Below are 21837 nucleotides of genomic sequence, written 5' to 3'. Positions count from 1 at the left end.
CTAGCCACCCTTTGCTGTCCGTTTCTATTTTATATTGTTACATTGATGGTGGCAGAAATCTAGCTTTACAAATAGAAAAAAAGCTGTGCGAATACGTACTGTATTCGCACAGCTTGATTTTAAGCTTGAACCGTTTTAAAAAATTGAGGCAAGTAATCTTTATGAGCTTCTAGCATCTCATCGACAATTTGCTTAGCTAGTTTATCAGAAGCCACAAGAGGATTAATGGTTAATGCTAAAATAGCTTTATCATAATCTCCTGTCACTGCTGCTTCAGCTGCAATACGCTCAAATGACTTAATTGTTTGAACAAGACCTCGCACAGGTACAGGAAGGTCGCCGACTGAAATTGGCTTCGGTCCATCTTTTGTAATGATACAGCTTACTTCTACGGCAGAATCAGCAGGAATGCTTGCTATGGCACCATTATTGACAGTATTTACGGGCTGAATATCGCCTTTATCCGTGTAAATGGATGTAATCAATCGAACGGCTGCATCACTATAATAGGCTCCGCCGCGCTGTTCTAATTGAGGCGGTTTAATGTCTAGATTAGGATCTTTATACAGTTCGAACAGCTCTTTTTCCAACTGTTTTACGACTTCTGCTCTCGTTTCACCTTTTTCATAATTAACGAGCTCTTTTTCTACCATTTCACGCGTTTTATAATAGTACATGTGATATGGACACGTTAACGCATTTAGGGCTTTTGTAAATTCTGGCTCCCATCCAAGTCCCGCTACATTTTTCACAAAGCTGCTGTTAGTTGGATCACTCAATAAATCAATAACTTGATCTTTAACGCTTACACCATCTACATATACATCTAATCCATAGACCATGTGATTTAAACCAGCAAAATCAATTCGAATGCGAGAGTGATCTACATCAAGCAGCTTAGCAATCCCCATTTCCATTCCGATTGGTACATTACAAAGTCCTACAATCTTTTTAATGTTACTATAGCGGAGCACAGCTTCTGTTACCATACCTGCAGGATTTGTGAAGTTAATCAGCCAAGCTTCTGGACATAACTCTTCAATGTCACGGCAGATATCTAAAATAACGGGAATCGTGCGAAGTCCTTTAAATAATCCGCCCGGTCCATTTGTTTCTTGACCAAGCACCCCGTATTTAAGCGGTATTCTTTCATCTTTCGCTCGTGCATCTAACAAACCAACTCGGAATTGAGTCGTTACGAAATCCGCATCTTTTAGTGCTTCTCTTCGATCTAACGTTAAATGAACATTAATTGGCAAACCTGATTTTTTCACCATTCGTTTTGCCAAATTACCAACAATCTCTAGCTTTTCTTTTCCTTCTTCAACGTCTACTAGCCACAGTTCTCGAACTGGAAGTTCATCGTATCGTTTAATAAATCCTTCTATTAGTTCAGGCGTATAGCTTGAACCTCCGCCAATCGTTACAATCTTAATACCTTTTTTCATAGTGTAATCCCCCCAGAAATTTTGATTACTTCATATAAATCTACAAATTCAGTAGCCATTTCTTTTACCGTCATCGCATTCATTAAATGATCTTGAGCATGAATCATGAGCAGAGAAATTTCTGTGCTTTCCCCTCTAATTTCACCTTGAATTAACGACGTTTGGATATGATGAGCAGCATTTAATTCTTCTGCAGCCTGTGTAAGCTTTTCACGTGCTTCTGAAAAATTTCCGCTTTTGGCAGCTGCTATCGCTTCCATTGCTGAACTTCTGCCGTTTCCACCGTGTAAGATTAATTTAAAAATATATTCTTGAATGCTTTCCATCCTTTATCCCTCCTTACACAATATCTTTCTTTGTATCACTTGGTACCCCTTCAGCTGCAGGCTGTATACCATTTTCTTCAGTGAATTTTTGTTTATCCCACATTCTAAAGAAAGGATAATAAATGCAAACAGAAATTCCGATATTAATAGCTTGCATAACTGCACCCGATAATTTCCCTCCTGTTGCCAAATAGCCAGAAATAATCGGAGGCATAGTCCAAGGAACCGCAATACCTGCTGGTTTTGCTACCAGTCCTGTCGACATCGCAATATAGGTTGCTACTACCGTCACAAGAGGGGTAATAATAAACGGAATAAGCATCATTGGATTCATCACCATCGGAAGTCCAAAGATGATCGGCTCATTGATATTAAAAAGAGCTGGTCCTATTCCTAACTTACCAAGCTGCTTCATTTGTTGACTGCGTGCTTTTAAAATCATAGCTACAACTAGAGCTAACGTTGCTCCGCTGCCTCCGATATTAATCCAAATATCAAAGAACTGCTGTGTAAAAATATTTGGTAATGCTTCATGATTAGCAAATGCAATTCGGTTTTCATCCATAGCTCCATACCAAATGGGAGCCATAATTCCACCGACAATATTCGCTCCATGGAGTCCACATGACCACATAAGCATAATAACAAGTTCTGCAACTAGCGTACCGCCTAAACTGCCGCCTAACACACCTAAAGGCTTTCCAAGCAATTCTCCAACGATATTATGCAGACTTCCAAAATGCGTTTGTTCTACTAACAAACGTAAAATCCAAATAAATGCTATTACCGTAAAGCCAGGAATAAGAGCAGCAAACGATTTTCCAACAGCGGGAGGAACTCCATCAGGCATCTTGATGATAATGTCTTTTTGAATAAACCATCTGTAAATTTCCGTAGAGAGAATCGCGACAATCATTGCTACAAAGAGTCCTTTACTTCCCATTAAAGCGGTTGGAATTCCGCCGTCTACTAAAATAGCTTCTTTGGCTCCACTTGGGAGAAAGGACACTTTATACGGAGTAGCAAGTAAAAAAGCAGCAAGTGAAATAGCCCCTGCGGACAAAGCATCTACTCCGTATTTTTCAGCTAACCGATAGGCTATTCCGAAACAAGCAAGCAGCGCCATAATATCGAATGTAGCTCCAACTGGATAGGCCATTTTCGTTGCCCATTCTTTTCCGAAAATCCCTGCCATAAAGTCGTTATAACCTGGTATCGGTAAATTCGACAGTATTAAAAATACTGAACCGATAATAATGAGCGGCATTGTCAGAACAATACCGTCTCGAAGTGCTTGTAAATGACGTTGACCCGCCATTTTTCCAGCGATAGGCATTACTTTGCTTTCAAGCATACTATTAAATTTGCTCATGTAGTCCACACTCCTATTTTGAAACTAGTTGAACTGCAAATTTTAACACTTGTTCTCCATTACACGTTCCGTAGTGAACAGGATTTATAACGTCAACTGGCACTCCTTTTTCTTCACCTAGCTTCTTAAGCTGCGGCAATAGGTAGCGCACTTGAGGTCCTAATAAAAGTACATCCGCTTGATCAATATGGTTGCGAACAGAGTCACCAGGAACCGCCCAAATTTTATACTCCGTGCTTTGCTCCTGAGCGCTTTTTTCCATTTTTGTTACTAGTAAACTTGTAGACATTCCAGCTGCACAACATAATAGAATATTCATTTGTCATTCCCCCGTTTTTTATTTTGCTATCTGTTTTGTTGATAGTTTTATCTTAAAATAAAAGCGCTTACATTTATACACAACCTTTTTCCGTTACTAGCGGAAAAATTATGTTTGAACATTCAGATAAAAAAGAAGCCCCTCTCTTAGACTTCTTTTTTTATCTAATATTTTTCATAAACACCTCTATAAATTCCTCATAATCCTTGCACTTTACTAAGCGCTGCACGACCTGCTTATCATCCACAACGCGGACTAACAAACTGTACATCTTTTGCAAATCGCCTTGATTATTCGCTTTTACACTTAAAAGGCAAATAAATTGTACGAGGTTTCCTTCCCACATAATCGGTTTTTTTAACGTACAAATGGCCCAAAACGTCGTATCCGTTTGAGGAACCATAGGATGAGGAATCGCAACGAGATTGCCAAAACTTGTTGGTGATGCAGCTTCTCTTTCAAAAACAGATTCTATAAATTGAGAAGGAACTAGTCCTAGATGAGTTAATTTCTCTCCTAAAAAATGAAGCACTTCTTCTCTCGTTTGAAATTCTTGCTGTAAATATACTAATTCTTTTTTTGTGTATTCTAGGGATGGCTGCTGTTTGTTCTTCATTAAACAATCAATTTTTTTAAAATCACTGTTTCCTAGAATCGTACTTACTTGTACTACAGGAACAGGAAGATGATCTGGAATTGGAATCGTACTAACAATAAAATCTAAAGAGTGCAGCGACATTTGGTGAAGCTTATAATACTGCGTTGTTCCTAAAATAGTCAGATTTAATCCAAAAGTAGCCTGCAGCTTATATGATAATAGCTTGGCACTCCCTACGCCCGATGCGCATACAATCAAACAGCGCTTAGGCTGGTTGATAATTTTCCGACGTTCAATGGCCCCTCCAATATGTAAAGCTAAATAGCCAATTTCCGTTTCATGCATGTCGATTTCAAGGCGATTTTTCAAAACCTTCCCAGCTATAATCCCAGCTTCAAAAGCCAGAGGGTAATGACTCTTAATTCCTTCAAGCATCGGGTTTCGCAGATTCATTCCATATTTATAGCGATTGATAGCCGGTTTCAAATGCAAGCTCATGCCAAGGATCAGCTCTGAATCTTCACTAATTCCTAAATGAAGCTCTTTTTCAATTGCTTCTAATATAGCTGCTGTTAGTTCATAGATATGTGTGTCAATAAACTGCTTCACTTCTTTTTCTTCATGATTGCTATTGTTGAGCATTTTTGTACCTAACAAATGAATGGCGATATATGCCGTTTCTGACTTCGGAAAACGAATCTTGAATGCATTTTCAATCTCTCGCACAATTTCAGCTGCCACTTCATATTCTTTATGCTCCATAATCTCAAGCAGATCTTCTGAATACAAAGAGATAAAATTTTCTTCTTGTATTCGCTTACAAGCTATAGCTAAATGAATGATTAAATTATTTAATCCAATGTCTGAAACCATAATATTGTATCGTTTTATTTGATTTAAAATGTGGGCTTTAATCGTTAAGATTGATTCTTGGGGCAGAATAGATATTTTATTGTATACCATATCTATTTCTTTATCTTTTCGGTTGAATATGTACTCAGACATACAGAATCTCATTTTCATTTCGTCCCCCTTAGCTTTCAAGCCATAGTTAGGACGTTTTTCTAAAAGAATATCATACTTACACAGCTGTTTTTTAACATCTTTTAAATCGTTTTGAACCGTTGACTTGCTAATATACAACTCGTCTGCTAAATCTTCGAGCTTCAAATATTCGTCTGCTAGCAGCAATCTTTTGATTAAATAATGCACGCGATCATCAGGAACGGTTGGAATAGAAGTTGCATCAAATAATTGATTAGCCGAAAGTTCTTTTAATAGGTGATGGAACTGTTTTTCATCTAAAACGCTAAGTTCATATCCTGTCCCACGAGCTGATTTAATTTTAGCTCCGTACTGAGACAAAATGTCATCTAGCTGTTTTATATCCGTTCGAATAGTTCGAGAAGATACTTGATTTACTGTTGCTAAATATTCACTCGTAACGGTTGATAATGTAGACTGTACGGACATTAGTTCTCTTAATATGACGATCATTCTTGAATTAAGCATGTTTGCTTCTCTCCATTCTCAGAAGATTTCTCCCTTATAAAACAAACGAAAAAGGCTGGTTATTTTAAACAAAAACAAAAAATACCTAAACAGCAACAAACAGAAACTACCTTTTTCTGTCCTTGCAGCTTAGGTTTTGCCTGCTTCATCAGTAACAACCCTAAAACAATAGGAATAAATGTCTTTATTTGTAATCTATCATTCTTTCTCTTTTTTTTCAATTTCAACTAAAGCATTAGGCTTAGTGGCTTTAATGAAATTTATGTGGTCTGTTTATACCGGTGGAGGCCCAATGCAAACGTACGGATTAAAAAGTCTAGAGTCTCATCAGTGCTTAATGACATTCCAAATCCCCCTTTATGCTCCAAAGAAGAAAACCCATGTAAAATGCTGCGAAGACTTCTAACAGCATGAAGGGCTTCATTTTCCGGAAGCTGATACGGTTTCAACACATCTAGCACTAAAAACAAAATGTTATCAGATGCTTTTTGTACTTCTTCATCCTTTATCCTTGGTGCTACCGTTGCCGTTGCTTCGTATATTCCCGGAGACTTTCTTACAAATGAAACGTACGCTTTACTTAGATGATAAACAGCATCTTCTGCGGAAGCATGTTCAACAGTACTTTTTAAAAGATGATATAGCTGCTGCAGTCCACTTAAAGCCAGTTCTTTGCGCAGCTCTTCTAATCCTTTTATATAGTTATATAAAGACGGTGGACGAACATTTAGTTCTTTTGCTAATGAAGCAATTGTAACAGCATAAAATCCTTCACGATTGGCCAAATTTTCACCTGTTTGAATAACCTTTTTGAAATCTAGTCCTTGTCGTGGCGACATCCCTTCATCTCCTTTTTTCTATTTTTACTTTCGCTTGTTGTATTGCTTTTCCCATCAATTTTAGCGGCTGAGAAAGAATTTTTCCGTGTCCAACAGCAAGAAGTGACGGGTTTAGTTCATGTAGCTTTTCTGCACTTTTAAGCGCTAGCTCTTTGCTCCACGTTCCGAAGGCAGGAAACGGAAACAGCGGTTTTAACTGACCTGATACCGCAATTCCTCCTCGCACTTGGAACGAATCTCCGGCAATTAATGCGTTCGTTCTCTGGTCTAAAAAAGACATAGATCCAGGTGTATGTCCAGGTGTAAAAATAGGAGCCAGTGAGCCTATATAAGAATCTTCTTCGATGAAATGATCAATTTTAGTTGAAACCTTTCCTAGTTTTGGTATTCCTCCACGGATTGGGTTTTGAGGTTCTTCAGAATCGAGTGTGAAATCTCCTGAAAATAATCGATAATCTCTTTGCGACATATAAACAGAAGCATTCGGTAACCTTTTTTTCAAATTATCAATCGCTCCGATGTGATCTTCATGAGTATGTGTAAAAACAATTCGAGTAATCGGTTTTCCAATTTGATCTGCAGCTTTCAAAATACCCGACGCGCTGTAAGGAAGAGCTGCATCAATTAATGTAAGACTGTCTTTCTCTTCGACTAAATAACAATTCACTGGAAAAAAGCGAGGCAAAAACGTCAGTTGATACAACATTTTCTCACGAACTATTCTCATTTCCTCATCCCCTATTATCAAAATTAAAACTAATGGTATTAGTTTTAATTTTAACTAATACCATTAGTTTTATCAATCATATATTGGAAAAAACAAAAAAAGTGTGAGACATAACGAAATCAATTAAATCTAAAGACGAACAAATGGGATAAAGAAGCTCGTATAGATCACTTGTTACACCGTCCCCACAAAAAAATTCGAACGCGTTTGATTCTCTATCAAGAATCAAACGCGTTCGGATCTTCCTTTAACTAAACTACTTTTTTCATAGCCTCTATTAAAATTAAACGTCTTTTCTTTCTCCTGTAGCAGCCACTACAATCGCACTGCCTTTCTTTAACTCTTCTTCATATTTTTTTGTTTCGTCTTTTGATAAGCCTAGTGAAGCCATTTTTGTTCGAAGCTCATCTTCTCTGGTTAAAAATAAACTCGCTGCTGAATGTAAAGGACCTTCTTCAGACAGACGAATAATATTTGTGTCCGTTACTTCTGTTAAATTTTTAGAATTTTCCTTGTCATACGTAAACACGTATACTTCATCTTTCTCAAAACCTTTGTCTGCAAATTGATTAACTGCTTCGTTAATATTTGCTCCTTTTTCTACTACTTCAACATGTTTCATTATTTATAACCTCCTGTTTCTATCGCACATCTTTCTTTTATACTTAGCAAAAGAATAAACTTCTTACTACTATATATACCCGTTTTCAGAAAGGAAAACCCGCATTTAGAGCTTTGCAGAGAGTTTGAATTTCATTCCACATTATCCTTTAATAGAATGTATACCTCTTTTGATTAACTTATTTGAAACAATCATTCAGTTTATTTTCAGCTACCATTCATAAGAAATTCATCTACATTGCTTATTATAAAAAAGGAAAAAGACGCTAATCAGGTACTTTATACGCATAATGAATGTCTGTGTCAGAGTAAGCCAGATATGAATGCAACAATTCATATCCGCTTTTTGTATGAAAGAACCTCTAACAACATCCTGTCCATACGTCTTACAACATACTATAATTCTCCATATTAACTAAAAATTCAGGTTATATAGGAGGTTTTACAATTGAACAGCCAGCCACAGTTAAAGAAAGAGTTAAAGATTAGGCACATCACCATGATTTCTCTTGGAGGAATTATCGGTGCTGGATTATTTATCGGAAGCGGATCACTCATTAACACCGCTGGACCGGGATCTATTTTTTCGTACGCATTTGCTGGTTTGCTCGTTATTTTAGTCATGCGAATGCTTGGCGAAATGTCTACTGCAAATCCTTCCAGCGGTTCTTTTTCCACTTATGCAAAAGAGGCATTAGGCCCTTGGGCCGGCTACACGATTGGCTGGCTCTATTGGTTTTTCTGGGTTATCGTTATTGCTGTTGAAGCCATTGCAGGTGCAAATATTATTCAATACTGGTTCCCGTCTTTGCCGTCTTGGGGAGTAAGCTTGGCTCTTACTTTTTTATTAACGATGACCAATCTGTACTCTGTTAAATCTTTCGGAGAATTTGAATATTGGTTTTCCCTCATTAAAGTCGTCAGTATCGTTCTTTTTTTACTTTTAGGTATAGCTATTATTTGTGGATTCATTCCAGGAATTGATTCTCCCGGCACTTCTAACCTTTTGCACAAAGGCGGATTTTTACCAAATGGAATTAGCTCTGTATTTTTAGGAATTGCCCTCGTCATGTTCTCTTTTATGGGAACAGAAATTGTCGCAACCGCAGCAGGTGAATCGTCTCAGCCTGAAAAAGCCATTACCATCGCGACCAATACCGTTATTTATCGCATTTTGTTTTTCTATTTAGGCTCTATTTTTATTTTAGTAACGGTTCTTCCGTGGAATTCGTCAAGCCTAATGAAAAGCCCATTTGTATCTATTCTTGAATTAGTGAATGTACCGGCCGCAGCTCAAATTATGAACTTTATTATTTTAACAGCCGTTCTTTCCTGTCTGAATTCTGGTCTGTATACAAGTTCTCGCATGCTGTTTTCCATGTCTCAAAACGGCGATGCGCCAAAAAGTTTTTCAAAATTAAATAAAAAAGGCGTGCCGGTTAGCGCGATATTAGCTTGTACAGTTATCTCGTATATTAGCGTTATCTTTAACTACATTTCACCGGACAAAATCTTTTTGTTTTTAGTGAATGCATCAGGCGGTGTAGCGCTTCTTGTGTATCTTGTTATTGCATTTTCACAGATTAAAATGAGAAAAAAATATGAAAAAGAAAATCCTGAAGCATTAAAAATTAAAATGTGGTTATTTCCTTACTTAACTTACGCTACAATCCTTGCCATCACTAGTATTTTTATTGCCATGGCATTTATTGATTCATTACGTTCGCAGTTCTTTTTAACTCTTTTAATTGCTGTACTCGTCGTAGGTTCTTTTTTCTTTCAGCGTACCAAAATGACGAGCGGCTTAGCAGCAAAAGAAAATACATCAAAATAAAAGAGGTTGAGACATAACTAAATGAATTCGATCTCAAGATGAACAAATGAGATAAATGAGCTGGACTGCTTATTACACCGCAGTTGATTTCCGTGCAAGGCTTCGCTTTCCGCGGGCGGGCGCTGAGCCCGCAGGAGTCTTCGCCTTGCCCTCCAATCACCTGCTAGAAGGAACGAAACAGATGAAACTATATTCACCATCAAAAAACGAACCACGAATCAAACATATTGATTAATGGTTCGTTTTTCACTTGGATTAAAATGCTTTTGTACCAGCCTCTTTTTATTTAACGAGATAAATCTCCTACAATTTTTGTTCCGTGTAATTCAGCTGCTTTTGTTTCTTTTATAACCGCCTCTACGTTGCTTTCATGAATTCCTCCGCCGGGCAAAATAATAATACGGTCGTTAGCATATGTGATCAATTCTCGGATCATATGAAGATTTTGCAAAGCAGATCCTTTCCCTCCTTTGGTCAAAATACGGTCTGCTCCCAATTCACTAAGTATATCAATGGCTTTGTATTTATCTTTAATCTCATCAAATGCCATATGAAACGTAACGCTTAAAGGATGAGCTTCTGCTATTAACTCTTTAGTGCGTCCGTAATCGATTTCAGCTTCTTCTGTTAAAATGCCAAATACTACTCCGTTTACTCCAAGGTCTTTACATGCTTTAACATCTTTTTTCATAATTTGAAATTCTGCTTCGGAATATATAAAATCACCGCTTCTTGGGCGAATAATTACGTTGATATCTGTATCAAGATGTTCGCTTGCATATTCAATGGTGCCGTAACTTGGCGTAGTGCCTCCTTGACTGAGATTGTCACACAATTCAATGCGGTCTGCTCCTAGCTTTTCTGCTTTTTTTGCCTGCTCATACCCTTCTGCACACGCTTCTTTTATGTACTTCATACTCTCAACTCCTTTATTGGCTCTATAAATAAAGCCCATCTTTAAAAAGATGGACTTCCTTCTGCTATTTAATCGCTTTATGAACTTTTAATTTCTTTCCTTTAATCGTTTTGTTTTTCATTGCTTGTAACACTTTGGTACCTTTTCCATTCAGAATCTCTACATAAGAGACGTTTTCTTGGATCGTAATAATTCCAATATCGTCTGCGGTTACTCCGTCTAACTTTGCAATTGTTCCCACAAAATCAACCGCTCTAATTTTCTTTTTCTTTCCTCCGTTAAAATACAGCTTCATAATGTCTTTATTTAATGACTCGCTTTTATCCTTTTTAACTTCTGGACGCTCATTGATTTTGTCAGTAAAAGCGGATGCTGCTTGCTGTACTTCTTCTTTAGAAGGAGGGGTAGATGTTGGAATTGAAAAGCCGATATATTCTTCAATTTCCGATAGCATTCTCTCTTCATAAGGCGTTACAAATGTGATAGCCTTCCCTTTTTTACCGGCACGTCCCGTTCTTCCTGTACGGTGAACGTAGCTTTCTTTTTCTAACGGAAGGTCATAGTTAATAACGTGTGTGATATTATCAATATCAATTCCTCTCGCAGCTACATCTGTCGCCACTAAATAGCGAAATTTACCTTTTTTGAAATCATTCATAACCTCAAAACGGTCTTCTTGCACCATTGCCCCGTGAATTTTATCACAAGGATACCCAAGATCATCTAAATCATCTAACAGCGTATTTACCTGCTCTTGCGTGCGGCAAAAAATGATGCAGCTATCCGGGTTTTCTACTGTGGTTACGTCTTTCAGCAGTTCAAATTTACGTTCGTTTTCTACTGATATAACAGAATGGTCAATCGTACTTGTCGTTAATCCATTCGCTTTGATTTCAACATCAACCGGCTTTTTCATATACTTGCGAGAAAGCTCTTCAATATCTTCAGGAAGCGTAGCGGAGAAAAGCATCGTTACACGCTCACTAGGAAGATGTTGAATAATTGCTTCTACTTGGTCAATAAAACCCATATTTAGCATTTCATCTGCTTCATCAATAACCAAATAACGAATTTTCTCTAATGCAAGCGTTTCTTTTTCTATATGATCAAGCACTCGCCCAGGCGTACCTACAACAATATGTGTTTTTTGCTTTAATTCTACTTTTTGCTTGGCAAACGGTGATTTTCCGTAGACAGCTGCTGCTTTAATTCGCTTAAAACGGCCGATATTTGTAATATCTTCTTTTACCTGCGCGGCCAGCTCTCGTGTAGGTGTTAACACTAAGGCCTGGGGCTTATTTTCTTCCCAATTAACTAATTCACACAGTGGAATGCCAAAGGAAGCCGTTTTTCCACTTCCTGTTTGAGACTTCACGACAACATCTCTTTCTTCTAGCGCGATGGGAAGCACCTTGCTTTGTACTTCCGTAGGATGATTGTATTGCAGGCTAGAAAGCGCCTTAGCTACCTTGTCACTAAGACCATATTGACTAAAACTTCTTTGATTCATTTTGTACCCTCATTTATTTTAAATTAGTGATTATCTTTATCATGACCTGATGCACTATGTTTCATTATACTTTAATTCTTCTATACGCGCTCAAGATTTAATGTAGCATTGATTTGTCAAACAAAAGAGAAAAGCCGCTCTCTTATTAATAAGAAAACGGCTTTGGTATGAGCGATGAGGGATTCGAACCCCCGACCCCATCCCTGTCAAGGATGTATTCTCCCACTGAACTAATCGCTCGTGATATGTATTGACTATATTATAGAAAGAGTTATCCAATTTTGTCAACTATTTTTCCGCAGTTCCCAAGTTGGAAGGATTGTCTTTATTTTTGATAAAATAAAAACATGCCATAAAGGAGCGTGACGGGATGAAAGCGCATATTGAATTTTATTTTGATTTTGTCTGTCCACTATGTTTTCTAGCCACTAAGCCTTTAAGAGAAGTCATGAAAGAACAAAAAGCTGAGATTGAATGGAAACCTTTTGAACTTTGTCCTGAACCAGCCCAACAGATGGAGCAAATAGAAGATTTTTTAGAGAGACCTTGGAATCAATCGATAGCTCCCTTAGCACAACAGCTGCACTTAGAAATAAATATGCCGGAGTGTCCTCCAGTCCCGCGTACTCATTTAGCACATGAAGGCTTTCATTTTGCTAAAAAACATGGTCAAGAAAGTGCCTATGTAGATGCTGTTTTTAAAGCTTATTGGGAAGATGAAAAAGATATTAATCAGATTGAAGTCTTAGCAGAAATTGCTGATTCTTTGCATTTAGATAAAGAAATATTTACACGTATCTTAAAAGACCGGACGTTCGAACAAGTTCATAAAGATAGCTTAGTTCATACGTATGAAGATGCTCATGTAACGAAAGTACCAACTTTAAAAATTGGCAGCCGTGTACTTCAAGGATTCGCTTCCAAAGAGGCAATCGAAAAAGCGCTGTTACATGAACATTCTGCTAAAGACAGAGAGAAATGATTTACTAAGAGGTGCATTTGATGAATATTAATTATTATTTTAGTCGATTTTTAGCTAAGAAACCGGATAACCCAACGTATGAAAGCTTAGCTGCTTTACAGAACAAACACATGCTTCATGTTCCTTTTGAGAACTTAGATGTTCTGTCTCAAACCCCTATTATAATTCATTTAGAACGAATTTTTCAAAAAGTAATTGTAAATTTACGTGGAGGATTTTGCTACGAATTAAACGGTCTATTTGGCTGGCTGTTAAAAGAAAGCGGATATGAAGTCTCTTACGTTTCAGCTACCGTCAAAAAACCCGACGGCACGTGGACCATTGAAGGAAGTCACGCTACAAACCTTGTGACGATTGAAAATCAGCCTTACATCGTAGACGTTGGATTTGGAGATTCTGTGCGCAAGCCAATGCCTTTAAATGAGGAAGTAGTAAGAGATGTAAGCGGCTCTTATCGTATGACAAACGTTGCTGAGCATATGTATGATTTGCAGCGATGGGAAGATGATGTATGGAAAACGCTGTACCGTGTGTCTACGCTTCCTAAGAAACTGACTGACTTTGCTCCCATGTGTGAGTTCAATCAAACGTCAGCCGATTCTCCGTTTGTACACAAACGTCTTGTTACGATCGCAACCCCTACAGGGCGCATTACCCTCTCTGGTGAAACGCTAACTGTAACAGATGGCGAAAAAAAGACGAAAAGGAACGTTTCAGAAGAAGAAATACCTGATATTTTACAAAATCATTTTTATATTATTAAAGGATTTTATTAATATGTTCTTACACAAAAAACCGACCTCTTATGGGGCCGGTTTTTGTATAGGAGTAATCATCCTATTTTCTACGGGCGACTTTAAAATAATTGAGGTATTCACATTTCCATAAGGAATCAGTTCATCCACTAGCATTCTAAGTCCATCCATTCCAGACACGGCTGCTTTGATAAAGTAAGAAACCGGTCCCGTTACGCGATGACATTCAAGCACGTCTTCATTTTGCTCAATAAAGTCTTCAAATTCCTCCGGTTTTCTTTTTAGTTGGCTTACTTGAATAAACAGCTGTGTATCTCTTCCTAAAGCTTTCGGAGACACCGTAGCGCTGAAACGCTGGATCACTCCTCGTTCCTGAAGACGCTGCAGTCTTTCTGATACACTTGGACGGCTAAGAGCCAGCTCTTTTGATAAATCACTAATCGTCATACGTCCGTCCCTTTGCAAAATAGACAATAGTTGTGCATCGATTTGATCCATCCAAACCTTTCCTTTCAAAATGAATATAATAAATAAAATCTTTATTCAAGTTGATAACAGAACAAGTATTATTTCCTTCATTTATACATGGGTTTTCTTTATTTAATATCCTATCATTAAAGTAGATAATTGAAAATGAAAATTCCGAAAAAACAAACAAAGGGGTTTATTTATGAAAAAATTTTTATGGATTATTCTTGGATGTACGATTGCAAGTATTGGTGTTCTTATCTTGCGGCACTCCCACGTAGTGACGGGGGGAACAGCTGGTCTGTCTCTTAGCTTGTCATATGCCCTTCCCTTATCGTTTGCGGTGATCTTTTTTCTCATTAATATTCCTTTTTATCTCTTTTCCTTCTTTCAAATGGGATGGAAATTTACCGCCACAACTATAGGATCAGTGTCTTTGCTATCGCTTCTCACTTCACTCGATCACTTGCTTCCTTCCTTTACACTTCCCAGCCTGATGGGTGCTGTTACGGGCGGACTAATTGCCGGCCTTGGCTTATCCATTTTATTTATGAACGGAGCTTCTCTCGGCGGTGCTAATATTCTAGCGTTATTCGCACAGCGAAAATTCGGCTGGGATCCTGGAAAAGTGAATTTTTCATTTGATTTCCTTGTCGTGCTGTCGAGCATGTATTCAATTGGACTTTCAAAAGGAATTTTCTCTGTTATATCCATTGCAATTACAGGTTTTGTCATCAGCTACTTCAAGCAAAAAATTGCTTTACACAATCAACCGACATCCGCTTCTGTCACACAGCCTTTAGATAATGCGCTTTCTAAATAAAAACCACGATTTAGCTGTGGCTAAATCGTGGTTTTTATTTACATTTTTTCTACTTTTATAAAATCAAATTGGGCTTCATACCCTTCTCCTTGAGGACTACAAGCATAAATACCAACTTGAACAGGTTCTTTGGTTGAGTTCAATAAGTGAGCGAGTCGGAGCTGAGTCCAAGAATCTCCATCACTTGAATAACAAACGGTGTAATCATCGTTTTTGCGCTGAATTTTAAAATAAAGCGCTGATTTGTTTTGAGTAAAATTTTGACTGGACCAATCTGAGAAGCCCTGGTTGGTTACGACTGCTCCTAATTGGTTAGGACCATCGGGATTGTATTCAACTGACGTTTTGATCCACGTATCTTTTGATACACGAATCATGAGACCTGCTTGATCGTAGCGATTAACTGGATATGTATGCACCTTTGTCATGATTTCAAAGTCGCCTTCTACTTCACGGTAAAGAAAGTGTCCATTGTCCGCTTCAAAGCCATAATGAGTACGCTGCCAAAAATCCGTTTTAGCGTCTGTTTTAATCACTAATCGATTCGTTTCTGTATCAATTTGAAATTGAGCTGGTGGACAATACCAAGAAACGTCTGAATCTAATTTTCCTTCTGAAAAGTTTGTGAAAAATACTAGTTGATTACTCACTCTCTGTCATTCCCTTCTTAGAAGCTATTATTCTTCTATTTCTATTTTGCCATAATTTAACGAATAAATAAAATATTTTGATTATTTTTCTTGCAAATTCTTTTCTTTCATAAAAAAATAAGACTCTTTTACATAGAGTAAAAGAGTCTTATTTTTAAATTAATGCATTTAGAATAAGTGCGCCTGCAAAAGCAATAAAGGATAGAAGCGTTTCCAGAACGGTCCATGTTTTGAACGTTTCTTTCACTGTTAATCCTAAATACTCCTTCACCATCCAGAAGCCAGCATCATTAACGTGAGAGAACATTAGTGAACCCGCACCCGTAACGATAACAAGCAGTTCTAAGTTAACACCGGACATATGCTCAATGATTGGTGAGACAATACCAGCCGCTGTTGTTAATGCAACCGTTGCTGAACCTGTAGCAATACGGATTAATCCAGCAATTAAAAATGCAAGTACAAGTGGTGATAGAGATAGATGTTCAGACATTTGACCAATCGTTGTACCTACTCCGCTATCGATTAATACTTGTTTGAAGCCGCCCCCTGCACCAATAATTAAGACAATAGATCCTACAGGAAGCAAACATTCTTCTGTTAATTTTTTAATCACATCTTTTGTCATACCTTGACGTTTTCCAAGCAGGTAAAACGCTGCAAAACAAGCAATTAAAAGTGCAATTAATGGACTTCCTATTAATTCTACAAACTTCACTACGCCGCTTGGCAATCCGTTAATAACAGGTGCTATAGCTGCTAAGACCATTAATAGAACGGGCAGTAAAATGACAAAAAATGAAACGCCTGTACCAGGAAGATCTTTTGATGTTGTCGTAATACGAATTAGATCAGGTTCTCCTTCTGGAATCACTCGTTTGTGAACCCATTTTGCAAAAACTGGTCCAGCGATAACTGCAGCTGGAATTGAAATGATTAATGCATATAAAAGTACTTTCCCCGTATTTGCTCCGTAAATACTAATAGCTGCCATCGCTCCTGGATGAGGAGGAACGAGACCGTGAACAATTGATAATCCCGCAATAACCGGCAGAGCAATCAATAATATATTTTGTTTTGTTGTTTTATGAATGGAAATAACTAAAGGCAGTAGAATTAAAATTCCTACTTCGAAGAAAACAGGAATACCAATAATGAAACCTGCTACTAGCATCGCCCATGGCAGTCTTTTCACACCGAATATTCTTACGAAATAATCCGCTACCTGCATGCCGGCACCTGAATCGGCCATCAGCTTACCTAAAATTGTTCCCAGCGCTAAAATTCCTACTAAGTGGCCTAAAACACCGCCCACTCCCGTTTCGTAAGCGCCAACAATTTTATCCATTGATAACCCAGAAGCAATTGCCAAAAACAAACTCGCAACCGTTAAACTAATAAACGCATGCCATTTAAAAACTGAAACACCTACAATAACAATAACAATTGCGGCAACTGTAATAGCTAATAAGTATGCATCCATCTTGCTTTCCACCTTCCCTTTAAGTAAACGCTTTCTCTATGTAGCAAAAAAGCTCTACATCCTGTGAATTTTTTAAAAATAAGTTCCAATTATCGAAATCGTTTACATTAATTATTTTAGAAAACGATTTCATTTTTTTATTACTTAAATTATATGAAAAAAAAATTCTTAAATCAACAAAAAAACTCAAAAAAATTTTATCAATTTTCTTCCATACAATTTTAACACATAAAAAAATCCAATCATGTTAATGATTGGATTAATCTTATTTATTTTGTGATGGTTGGATCAGCCGTTTGACTGTCGATAATCGTTTTTTCGCTTGTTTTTAACGTTATTTCTTCATATTCCCCCGCCGCTAATACACTTTTATCTCCTCTCATGAGATACGTGTAAGCGATGATAGAAATGAATAGACCAAATGTCCAGGCATTATCCCATAAAAAGCGCAGTCCAGGAATCAGTAAGCCTAAAACGGGTATGGCCACGCCAATTACTAATGCATAAATACCGTTTTTATTAAAACCTGTTGAATAACTGTAGCGACCGTTTACCTCATATAAATCCTTTAATGCCATCTGTCTCCTTCTTACAAGCCAGTAGTCAGCAATGGCGATGCCGTCTATAGGGCCAAGCAGCGCTCCGTATGTTCCAAGCCAGCCGAAAATATAGTTCCCGAAATTAGACATGATGTACCATGGCTGAAGTAGAATAGCAAAAATACCGGTCACTAGCGCCCCCATCGCAAACGTGATTTTCTTTGGATTCAGATTCTCAATTGCACGGGCTGGTGCGACGATATTTGCTCCCACATTAATCGTTAAAGAAGAAAGCACGATAACGATTGTTCCTAAGAAAATGATAAACGGAGGGAATTTAGCTACCAAGGCCACTGGATCCCAAATAGCTTCTCCAAATATAACGATTGTTGCTGAGGTAACAGCAATTCCAATAAATGAAAAAATACTCATCGTCAAGGGCAAAGAGAAGGTTTGCGCAACCATTTGAGATTTTTGACTTCTAGCATATCGACAAAAATCAGGAATGTTCAAAGCGAGCGTCGCCCAAAATGCAATGACTCCGGTTAAAGCAGGGAAAAATACAGCTAGAAATTCTCTGGTTGATGTAAATTTAGAAGGCGTAGATAAAATGGGACCCCACCCTCCCGAGTTTGTATAAGCCCATATAAAAAGAATAATAGCTGAAATACCAATAACCGGAGCAGCAATCGCTCCTAATACTTTAATCGCTTGCGGTCCTTTATATGCCACTCCTACATTTAAAAGCCAAAAAAGAGCAAATACAATGGCTGTATGACCAGCTAAGCCGTTCCAAGATGAAAACGAAGCGCTTAGCAGTGTATCAATTGCTTCCGTTCCAATCCACGTATTAATTCCAAACCACCCAGCAGCCACGATGGCCCTAGCCAGTGCTGGGATATGTGCTCCTTTATCTCCAAACCACAGGCGGGCAAATACTGGATAAGGAATACCAAACTTGGTTCCAGCGTGAGAATTAAGCAAAATAGGAATAAGAACAATAACATTTCCTAAAAAGATTGTACCAATTGCTTGCCACCAGTTCATTCCAAGCGTCATCATTCCACTCGCCATTGTGTAAGCTGGAATACACAGACACATCCCAATCCAAAGCGTGGCAAAGTTAACTCCTTTCCAAGAATGCTCTTTCATCGTAGTCGGACGTAAATCCTCATTCCAAAGGTCACTGCCGCTCAGCTGATTGTGCGTCTCATCTGTGAGCGTCACAATTCCATCTTGCTCAATTTGTGTTTTCATCCATAAAACCCCTTTTCATAAAATAAGTTCATTCAAAAAACCAATTTTATTTGAATTTTCTGAAATATAAAGGCGTTTGTGACGATTCCTTCTAGTATGTGATAAATACTAACGTTATTCCTTATTATATTTAATGAGAAACGGGGATACACTGGACAAATTGTAACATTATTTGAGGGAACTTTTATATATTGTGTAGTGTCAACTCTTTTGGTTGTTAGATAACCTAACACGCAAAAAATCATCGCTTGAAAACTTCAAGCGATGATTTTTGAACTTAATGTACATATTTTTTTTGAAAAGCCGTAATGCTTTCGTATTCTTCTTTAAATAAGCGAGCCAAACGAATATAGATAGCCGTTAACTCTTTATATACTTCACTGTTTTCTTTGATTGGATAATGATGATTAGTCGCTCCAACCATATCAGAAACAACGTTTAATGAGTCAACTTCGCCAAGGCTATATAAGCCAAGGATAACTGCTCCTAGACATGAACTTTCAAAACTTTCCGGCACGGATACTTCTTGGTTAAAAATATCTGCCATCATTTGACGCCAAAGTGCGGAACGTGCAAATCCGCCCGTTGCCTGAATTTTTGTAGGCTCTCCAATTAACTCTTCAAGTGCCAATAATACCGTATACAAGTTAAAGATAACGCCTTCTAATACAGCACGAATCATATGTTCTTTTTTATGATGCAAACCTAGGCCAAAGAATGAACCTTTAGCATTTGCATCCCAAAGCGGCGCACGCTCTCCTGAAAGGTATGGGTGAAACAATAAGCCGTCCGCTCCCGGTTTCACTAAAGCTGCAATATCCGTTAATACTTCATACGGATCTTTTCCAAGGCGTTTAGCTGTTTCTACTTCTGACGCTCCAAACTGATCGCGAGCCCATCTGAAAATCATACCGCCGTTATTCACAGGGCCGCCAATTACCCAGTGGTCTTCTGTCAACGCATAACAGAAAATACGACCTTTTGGATCGACTACTGGCTTGTCAGTCACTGCTCGAATAGCTCCGCTTGTCCCGATTGTCACAGCCACAACGCCTGGTTCAATTGCATTTACGCCTAAATTTGATAATACACCGTCACTTGCACCTACAATAAAGGGCGTATTTGGAAGTAAATGCATATCAACTGCAAGCGCTGGGTTTAACCCTTTTAACTGATGCATTGTTGAAACAGGAGTGGATAACTGATCAGTTGTAACACCTGCTACTTTAAGTGCTTCTTCATCCCACGCAAGATTTTTTAGATTAAACAAACCCGTTGCTGATGCAATCGAATAGTCGATAACATATTCGTTAAACAACTTAAAGAGTACATATTCTTTAATCGAAATAAACTTATGTGTTCCCTTCACTAATTCAGGCTGTTCATTAGAAAGCCATGTTAGCTTGGAAAGCGGCGACATTGGATGAATAGGCGTACCCGTACGTAAATAAATCTCATGGCCATTGTATTCTTTTTTAATTTTTTCTGTCCATTCTGCACTTCTATTATCCGCCCACGTGATACATTTTGTCAGCGGTTTTCCCTGCTGATCAACGGCAATAACACTGTGCATAGCTGAGCTGAATGAAACGCATAAAATATCATCAGGTTTTACATCGCTCGTTTTTACAACCGTTTGAATTGTACGTACAACTGCTTGAAAAATTTCTTCAGGATCTTGCTCAGCCATCGCGGGCGTCGGCGAGTATAATGGATACTCAATCCCATGATTTGCAATGACTGTACCGTCTACTGAAAACAATACAGACTTTGTACTCGTTGTTCCGATATCTACACCTATTGCATATTTTTTGCTCATGCTGCTGTCCCCCTATTTTACTACTTTACTTATTTACAACACCGTGGCCGCCGAATTCGTTTCGAAGTGCTGCTACAACTTTTCCTGTAAATGTATCTTCCTCTAATGAACGATAGCGCATCATTAGCGATAAAGCAATAACAGGAGTTGCCGTTTGAAGATCAAGAGCAGTCTCTACGGTCCATTTCCCTTCTCCAGAAGACTGCATGACTCCTTTAATACTGTCTAGTTTAGGATCTTTTGAAAACGCATTTTCCGTTAGTTCCATCAACCAAGAACGAACAACAGATCCGTTATTCCAAACGCGTGCTACGGCTTCATAGTCGAAATCAAACTGACTTTTTTCCAGAACTTCAAATCCTTCAGCAATGGATTGCATCATTCCATATTCTACACCATTGTGAACCATTTTTAAAAAGTGACCGCTTCCGCTTTTACCTGCGTACATAAATCCATTTTCTACGCAAATATCATTAAAAATCGGTTCAATTGTACGGAATACTTCCGCATCTCCGCCGATCATTGTACACGCTCCGTTTCTTGCGCCTTCCATTCCGCCGCTTGTCCCTACATCAAAGAAGTAAATACCTTTTTCCTGAAGATCCTGAGCACGTCGAACAGATTCTTTATAATTAGAGTTTCCTCCATCTATTATAATATCTCCTTCTGACAGAAGTTCTTTTAGTTCTGTAATAACATTTTCCGTTACTTCTCCAGCCGGAACCATAATCCATACAACTTTAGGTGAAGGAGGAAGTTCATTAACTAACTCTTCAACAGTAAAGGCGCCAGTTGCTCCTTCATTTGCAAGTTTTTCTACCGCTTCTTTATTTACATCATAAGCTACTACTTCATGACGGTTGTCCATTAAATTTAATGATAAATTATATCCCATTTTTCCTAAACCGATTAATCCAATTTTCATTTTACAAACTCCCTTTGAAAAAAAATTTCACATTACCTTCATTATACGAATTATTTTTCATTTTGCAATCGTTTACAAGAAAATTTTTTTCATTCATATTTTTGTGCTATACTC

The 21837-nt window shown here is 38.0% G+C and carries 20 protein-coding genes and 1 tRNA gene; 4 read left to right on the top strand and 17 right to left on the bottom strand.

Features of this window, described 5'->3' with window-relative positions:
* Positions 1 to 119 precede the first annotated feature (119 nt).
* From POF52_RS16890 to POF52_RS16855, 8 genes are all read right to left on the bottom strand, one after another.
* Positions 120 to 1448, bottom strand: coding sequence for a 6-phospho-beta-glucosidase (locus POF52_RS16890; protein WP_074893907.1), 1329 nt, complete (start codon positions 1446 to 1448; stop codon positions 120 to 122).
* Complete coding sequence (locus POF52_RS16885) at positions 1445 to 1774, bottom strand: PTS lactose/cellobiose transporter subunit IIA (protein WP_271993538.1); 330 nt, start codon at positions 1772 to 1774, stop codon at positions 1445 to 1447. The genes POF52_RS16890 and POF52_RS16885 overlap by 4 nt, the downstream gene beginning before the upstream one ends.
* 13 nt (positions 1775 to 1787) lie before the next feature.
* Positions 1788 to 3146, bottom strand: coding sequence for a PTS cellobiose transporter subunit IIC (celB, locus tag POF52_RS16880; protein ID WP_013055478.1), 1359 nt, complete (start codon positions 3144 to 3146; stop codon positions 1788 to 1790).
* Positions 3147 to 3159: 13 nt separating this feature from the next.
* Positions 3160 to 3465 carry a PTS sugar transporter subunit IIB gene (locus POF52_RS16875; RefSeq protein WP_013055477.1) on the bottom strand — a complete coding sequence of 102 codons (306 nt, stop codon included), beginning with the start codon at positions 3463 to 3465 and terminating at the stop codon, positions 3160 to 3162.
* A gap of 160 nt (positions 3466 to 3625) precedes the next feature.
* Positions 3626 to 5575 carry a BglG family transcription antiterminator gene (locus POF52_RS16870; RefSeq protein ID WP_271993533.1) on the bottom strand — a complete coding sequence of 650 codons (1950 nt, stop codon included), beginning with the start codon at positions 5573 to 5575 and terminating at the stop codon, positions 3626 to 3628.
* A 260-nt stretch (positions 5576 to 5835) separates the two neighbouring features.
* Positions 5836 to 6414 carry a TetR/AcrR family transcriptional regulator gene (locus POF52_RS16865; protein ID WP_074893905.1) on the bottom strand — a complete coding sequence of 193 codons (579 nt, stop codon included), beginning with the start codon at positions 6412 to 6414 and terminating at the stop codon, positions 5836 to 5838.
* Between the two features lie 4 nt (positions 6415 to 6418).
* Positions 6419 to 7141: an MBL fold metallo-hydrolase gene (locus POF52_RS16860; protein ID WP_075421220.1), complete on the bottom strand. Its 723-nt coding sequence runs from the start codon at positions 7139 to 7141 to the stop codon at positions 6419 to 6421.
* Between the two features lie 283 nt (positions 7142 to 7424).
* Positions 7425 to 7763 carry a general stress protein gene (locus POF52_RS16855; protein WP_013081802.1) on the bottom strand — a complete coding sequence of 113 codons (339 nt, stop codon included), beginning with the start codon at positions 7761 to 7763 and terminating at the stop codon, positions 7425 to 7427.
* A gap of 498 nt (positions 7764 to 8261) precedes the next feature.
* Here POF52_RS16855 and POF52_RS16850 point away from each other — a divergent pair, with 498 nt between their 5' ends.
* A complete protein-coding gene (locus POF52_RS16850; protein WP_271993885.1) occupies positions 8262 to 9596 on the top strand; it encodes an amino acid permease in 1335 nt (444 codons plus the stop codon).
* A 286-nt stretch (positions 9597 to 9882) separates the two neighbouring features.
* On the opposite strand, the gene POF52_RS16845 is transcribed toward POF52_RS16850, so the two are convergent.
* The 3 genes from POF52_RS16845 to POF52_RS16835 form a co-directional block, all read right to left on the bottom strand.
* On the bottom strand, positions 9883 to 10512 hold the full coding sequence (locus tag POF52_RS16845; RefSeq protein WP_271993529.1) for a copper homeostasis protein CutC: 630 nt from the start codon (positions 10510 to 10512) through the stop codon (positions 9883 to 9885).
* A 64-nt stretch (positions 10513 to 10576) separates the two neighbouring features.
* Positions 10577 to 12022 carry a DEAD/DEAH box helicase gene (locus POF52_RS16840; RefSeq protein ID WP_128821152.1) on the bottom strand — a complete coding sequence of 482 codons (1446 nt, stop codon included), beginning with the start codon at positions 12020 to 12022 and terminating at the stop codon, positions 10577 to 10579.
* A 168-nt stretch (positions 12023 to 12190) separates the two neighbouring features.
* Positions 12191 to 12262: transfer RNA gene (locus tag POF52_RS16835), tRNA-Val, on the bottom strand.
* 130 nt (positions 12263 to 12392) lie between these two features.
* Here POF52_RS16835 and POF52_RS16830 point away from each other — a divergent pair.
* Positions 12393 to 13004 carry a DsbA family oxidoreductase gene (locus tag POF52_RS16830; RefSeq protein WP_271993528.1) on the top strand — a complete coding sequence of 204 codons (612 nt, stop codon included), beginning with the start codon at positions 12393 to 12395 and terminating at the stop codon, positions 13002 to 13004.
* Between the two features lie 20 nt (positions 13005 to 13024).
* Positions 13025 to 13780: an arylamine N-acetyltransferase family protein gene (locus tag POF52_RS16825; RefSeq protein WP_271993527.1), complete on the top strand. Its 756-nt coding sequence runs from the start codon at positions 13025 to 13027 to the stop codon at positions 13778 to 13780.
* 27 nt (positions 13781 to 13807) lie between these two features.
* Here POF52_RS16825 and POF52_RS16820 read toward each other — a convergent pair whose 3' ends face one another.
* A complete protein-coding gene (locus POF52_RS16820; RefSeq protein ID WP_271993525.1) occupies positions 13808 to 14257 on the bottom strand; it encodes an Lrp/AsnC family transcriptional regulator in 450 nt (149 codons plus the stop codon).
* A gap of 172 nt (positions 14258 to 14429) precedes the next feature.
* Here POF52_RS16820 and POF52_RS16815 point away from each other — a divergent pair, with 172 nt between their 5' ends.
* A complete protein-coding gene (locus POF52_RS16815; RefSeq protein ID WP_271993523.1) occupies positions 14430 to 15050 on the top strand; it encodes a YitT family protein in 621 nt (206 codons plus the stop codon).
* A gap of 38 nt (positions 15051 to 15088) precedes the next feature.
* Here the strand turns inward: POF52_RS16815 and POF52_RS16810 are convergent, their stop codons facing one another.
* The 5 genes from POF52_RS16810 to gnd all read right to left on the bottom strand — a co-directional run bounded on the left by POF52_RS16810 (position 15089) and on the right by gnd (position 21723).
* On the bottom strand, positions 15089 to 15700 hold the full coding sequence (locus tag POF52_RS16810) for a DUF1349 domain-containing protein (protein ID WP_028407502.1): 612 nt from the start codon (positions 15698 to 15700) through the stop codon (positions 15089 to 15091).
* 154 nt (positions 15701 to 15854) lie between these two features.
* Positions 15855 to 17183: a GntT/GntP/DsdX family permease gene (locus POF52_RS16805; protein WP_013081793.1), complete on the bottom strand. Its 1329-nt coding sequence runs from the start codon at positions 17181 to 17183 to the stop codon at positions 15855 to 15857.
* A 269-nt stretch (positions 17184 to 17452) separates the two neighbouring features.
* Positions 17453 to 18979: an NCS1 family nucleobase:cation symporter-1 gene (locus POF52_RS16800; protein WP_176585093.1), complete on the bottom strand. Its 1527-nt coding sequence runs from the start codon at positions 18977 to 18979 to the stop codon at positions 17453 to 17455.
* 277 nt (positions 18980 to 19256) lie between these two features.
* Entirely contained in the window at positions 19257 to 20798 is a 1542-nt protein-coding gene (gene gntK / locus POF52_RS16795; protein ID WP_271993519.1) for a gluconokinase, read from the bottom strand.
* 25 nt (positions 20799 to 20823) lie between these two features.
* Positions 20824 to 21723, bottom strand: coding sequence for a phosphogluconate dehydrogenase (NAD(+)-dependent, decarboxylating) (gnd, locus tag POF52_RS16790; protein ID WP_271993517.1), 900 nt, complete (start codon positions 21721 to 21723; stop codon positions 20824 to 20826).
* Positions 21724 to 21837 lie beyond the last annotated feature (114 nt).

The organism is Priestia sp. AB (assembly GCF_028369225.1).
Taxonomy (GTDB): domain Bacteria; phylum Bacillota; class Bacilli; order Bacillales; family Bacillaceae_H; genus Priestia; species Priestia megaterium.
Note: the sequence above shows the minus strand (reverse complement) of the source record. Positions and strands in the feature narration are given on the sequence as shown.

Bases quoted from the DNA above. Each gene is read 5' to 3' on its own strand.
- POF52_RS16890 (WP_074893907.1), bottom strand. From the start codon at position 1,448: ATGAAAAAAGGTATTAAGATTGTAACGATTGGCGGAGGTTCAAGCTAT.
- POF52_RS16885 (WP_271993538.1), bottom strand. From the start codon at position 1,774: ATGGAAAGCATTCAAGAATATATTTTTAAATTAATCTTACACGGTGGA.
- celB (WP_013055478.1), bottom strand. From the start codon at position 3,146: ATGAGCAAATTTAATAGTATGCTTGAAAGCAAAGTAATGCCTATCGCT.
- POF52_RS16875 (WP_013055477.1), bottom strand. From the start codon at position 3,465: ATGAATATTCTATTATGTTGTGCAGCTGGAATGTCTACAAGTTTACTA.
- POF52_RS16870 (WP_271993533.1), bottom strand. From the start codon at position 5,575: ATGCTTAATTCAAGAATGATCGTCATATTAAGAGAACTAATGTCCGTA.
- POF52_RS16865 (WP_074893905.1), bottom strand. From the start codon at position 6,414: ATGTCGCCACGACAAGGACTAGATTTCAAAAAGGTTATTCAAACAGGT.
- POF52_RS16860 (WP_075421220.1), bottom strand. From the start codon at position 7,141: ATGAGAATAGTTCGTGAGAAAATGTTGTATCAACTGACGTTTTTGCCT.
- POF52_RS16855 (WP_013081802.1), bottom strand. From the start codon at position 7,763: ATGAAACATGTTGAAGTAGTAGAAAAAGGAGCAAATATTAACGAAGCA.
- POF52_RS16850 (WP_271993885.1), top strand. From the start codon at position 8,262: ATGATTTCTCTTGGAGGAATTATCGGTGCTGGATTATTTATCGGAAGC.
- POF52_RS16845 (WP_271993529.1), bottom strand. From the start codon at position 10,512: ATGAAGTACATAAAAGAAGCGTGTGCAGAAGGGTATGAGCAGGCAAAA.
- POF52_RS16840 (WP_128821152.1), bottom strand. From the start codon at position 12,022: ATGAATCAAAGAAGTTTTAGTCAATATGGTCTTAGTGACAAGGTAGCT.
- POF52_RS16830 (WP_271993528.1), top strand. From the start codon at position 12,393: ATGAAAGCGCATATTGAATTTTATTTTGATTTTGTCTGTCCACTATGT.
- POF52_RS16825 (WP_271993527.1), top strand. From the start codon at position 13,025: ATGAATATTAATTATTATTTTAGTCGATTTTTAGCTAAGAAACCGGAT.
- POF52_RS16820 (WP_271993525.1), bottom strand. From the start codon at position 14,257: ATGGATCAAATCGATGCACAACTATTGTCTATTTTGCAAAGGGACGGA.
- POF52_RS16815 (WP_271993523.1), top strand. From the start codon at position 14,430: ATGAAAAAATTTTTATGGATTATTCTTGGATGTACGATTGCAAGTATT.
- POF52_RS16805 (WP_013081793.1), bottom strand. From the start codon at position 17,183: ATGGATGCATACTTATTAGCTATTACAGTTGCCGCAATTGTTATTGTT.
- POF52_RS16800 (WP_176585093.1), bottom strand. From the start codon at position 18,979: ATGAAAACACAAATTGAGCAAGATGGAATTGTGACGCTCACAGATGAG.
- gntK (WP_271993519.1), bottom strand. From the start codon at position 20,798: ATGAGCAAAAAATATGCAATAGGTGTAGATATCGGAACAACGAGTACA.
- gnd (WP_271993517.1), bottom strand. From the start codon at position 21,723: ATGAAAATTGGATTAATCGGTTTAGGAAAAATGGGATATAATTTATCA.